This window comes from Parabacteroides sp. CAG:2 (assembly GCF_000436315.1).
Lineage (GTDB): Bacteria > Bacteroidota > Bacteroidia > Bacteroidales > Tannerellaceae > Parabacteroides > Parabacteroides distasonis.
The window spans coordinates 1-2,316 of sequence record NZ_FR885316.1 but is presented as its reverse complement, the minus strand read 5'-3'; the positions used below and the strand labels follow the sequence as shown (position 1 = coordinate 2,316).

General features: G+C 44.4%; 4 protein-coding genes and 1 tRNA gene. All 5 read right to left on the bottom strand.

Annotation, left to right across the window (positions count from 1 at the left end; all coding sequences use genetic code 11):
• A partial coding sequence (locus QVP94_RS13350) for an uL11 family ribosomal protein (protein WP_502685446.1) occupies positions 1–263 on the bottom strand: 263 nt, incomplete at its 3' end.
• A 67-nt stretch (positions 264–330) separates the two neighbouring features.
• Positions 331–873 (bottom strand): transcription termination/antitermination protein NusG, encoded by a 543-nt coding sequence (gene nusG, locus QVP94_RS13345; protein ID WP_005854213.1) that lies wholly within the window; start codon positions 871–873, stop codon positions 331–333.
• Between the two features lie 11 nt (positions 874–884).
• Entirely contained in the window at positions 885–1,079 is a 195-nt protein-coding gene (gene secE, locus QVP94_RS13340; RefSeq protein WP_005854211.1) for a preprotein translocase subunit SecE, read from the bottom strand.
• A gap of 18 nt (positions 1,080–1,097) precedes the next feature.
• A tRNA-Trp gene (locus tag QVP94_RS13335) sits at positions 1,098–1,170 on the bottom strand.
• 52 nt (positions 1,171–1,222) lie between these two features.
• A partial coding sequence (gene tuf / locus QVP94_RS13330) for an elongation factor Tu (protein ID WP_288213283.1) occupies positions 1,223–2,316 on the bottom strand: 1,094 nt, incomplete at its 5' end.

Below are 2,316 nucleotides of genomic sequence, written 5' to 3'. Positions count from 1 at the left end.
CCGCTCTTCTTCTTAGTAGCTTCCAACAACTGGATTGCCACAGGAGGAGTTTTAACGACAAAGTCGAAAGACTTATCGGCATAGTAAGTAATTACAACAGGTAATATCTTACCAGCCTTGTCTTGGGTCTTGGCATTAAATTGCTTGCAAAACTCCATAATGTTAATACCCTTAGAACCCAAAGCAGGTCCTACTGGGGGAGAAGGGTTTGCTGCTCCTCCTTTAATCTGCAATTTGATTTGTCCAGCAACTTCTTTAGCCATTGTTTCTAAAATTTTTTAGATATATAACATCAATAACAGAAAGGTAGCACTTTTCGTAACCAGAGTACTATTCTTTCTCAACTTGCATATAACCCAACTCAAGGGGAGTCTTGCGTCCGAAGACCTTAACCATCACCTTAAGTTTCTTTTTCTCGGCGTTGACCTCTTCGATTATACCCGTGAAACCGCTGAACGGTCCAAAAGTAATCTTCACACTCTCGCCAACATAGAACTGGATATCCAGATCCTCTTGTTGTTCCTGCAACTCGTCAACCGTACCTAAGATACGATTCACTTCCGCAGGACGTAATGGCACGGGGGTATCAGAACCACCCAAGAAACCAATCACGTTCGGAATGTTCCGCAATCGATGAGCAACCTCACCAACCAAAGCGGCCTCAACCAGTACATAACCCGGCAAGTAAGCTCTTTCTTTCATGACCTTCTTACCGTTTCGTACCGTAAAGGTTTTCTCGGTCGGAATCAAGACTTGAGATACATATTCTCCCAGATCCGTATTCTTCAGCTCAGCCTCTAGATATTCCCGTACCTTGTTCTCCTTGCCACTGATGGCACGCAGAACATAAAATTTCTTTTGGATATCAGACATACCTTAACTGATTAGAAAATTTGGTTGTAGAAGAAACGCATAACAGCCTCGAAGGCCCCGTCAACAACAAAGATCAATGCGGCGATGATAAGGGAAGCAAACATAACAACAACCGCACTATTGGAAAGCTCTGCTCTCGTAGGCCAAGAAACTTTATAAACAAGTTCGTTATAAGATTCCTTAATATAAGTAATTATCTTTTTCATCGAATCTATAGATTTTAGCACGGAAGGAGAGGCTCGAACTCCCGACACCTGGTTTTGGAGACCAGTGCTCTACCAACTGAGCTACTTCCGTAGAAATAGCCAGCCCTTAAAAAGACTGGCTATAACATTATCTAATGCTTGAATTAGTTCTCTAATTCTGTGATCTGGCCTGCACCTACTGTACGTCCACCCTCGCGGATAGCGAAACGAAGACCTACGCTACATGCTACCGGATAGATCAACTCAACCTCGATCGTTACGTTATCACCCGGCATTACCATTTCAGTTCCTTCCGGCAAAGTGATCTCACCAGTTACATCCAATGTACGGATGTAGAACTGAGGACGATATTTGTTGTGGAACGGAGTGTGACGACCACCTTCCTCTTTCTTCAAGATATAAACCTCAGCCTTGAACTTAGAATGCTCTTTAACCTGACCCGGGTGGCAGATTACCATACCACGCTTGATCTCATTCTTATCGATACCGCGAAGCAACAAACCAACGTTGTCACCAGCCTCACCTTGATCCAATAACTTACGGAACATCTCAACACCTGTAACAACAGATTTCTTACCAGCAGCGCCAAGACCGATGATTTGAACTTCCTCACCTACCTTAACGATACCTGTCTCGATACGACCTGTAGCAACAGTACCACGACCTGTAATTGAGAATACGTCCTCAACCGGCATCAAGAACGGCTTGTCGATTTCGCGCGGAGGCAGAGGAATCCAAGTATCACAAGCTTCCATCAACTCCATTACTTTATCTTCCCATTGAGCATCACCGTTCAATGCACCAAGAGCAGAACCACGGATGATCGGAGTGTTGTCACCGTCGAATTGATAGAATGAAAGCAACTCTCTCATCTCCATCTCAACCAATTCCAACATTTCCTCGTCGTCAACCATGTCACACTTGTTCATGAATACAACCAATCTCGGAACGTTTACCTGACGAGCCAAAAGGATGTGCTCGCGAGTTTGAGGCATAGGACCATCAGTAGCAGCAACTACGATGATAGCACCATCCATCTGAGCAGCACCAGTTACCATGTTCTTTACGTAGTCGGCGTGACCCGGACAGTCTACGTGAGCATAGTGACGGTTTGCAGTCTGATACTCTACGTGAGAAGTGTTGATTGTGATACCTCTCTCTTTTTCTTCAGGAGCGTTGTCGATAGAATCGAATGAACGCAACTCTGAAAGACCTTTCTTTGCCAATACTGTTGTGA

Excerpts from the sequence above, each read along its gene's own strand:
- nusG (WP_005854213.1), bottom strand. The coding sequence starts at position 873 with ATGTCTGATATCCAAAAGAAATTTTATGTTCTGCGTGCCATCAGTGGC.
- secE (WP_005854211.1), bottom strand. The coding sequence starts at position 1,079 with ATGAAAAAGATAATTACTTATATTAAGGAATCTTATAACGAACTTGTT.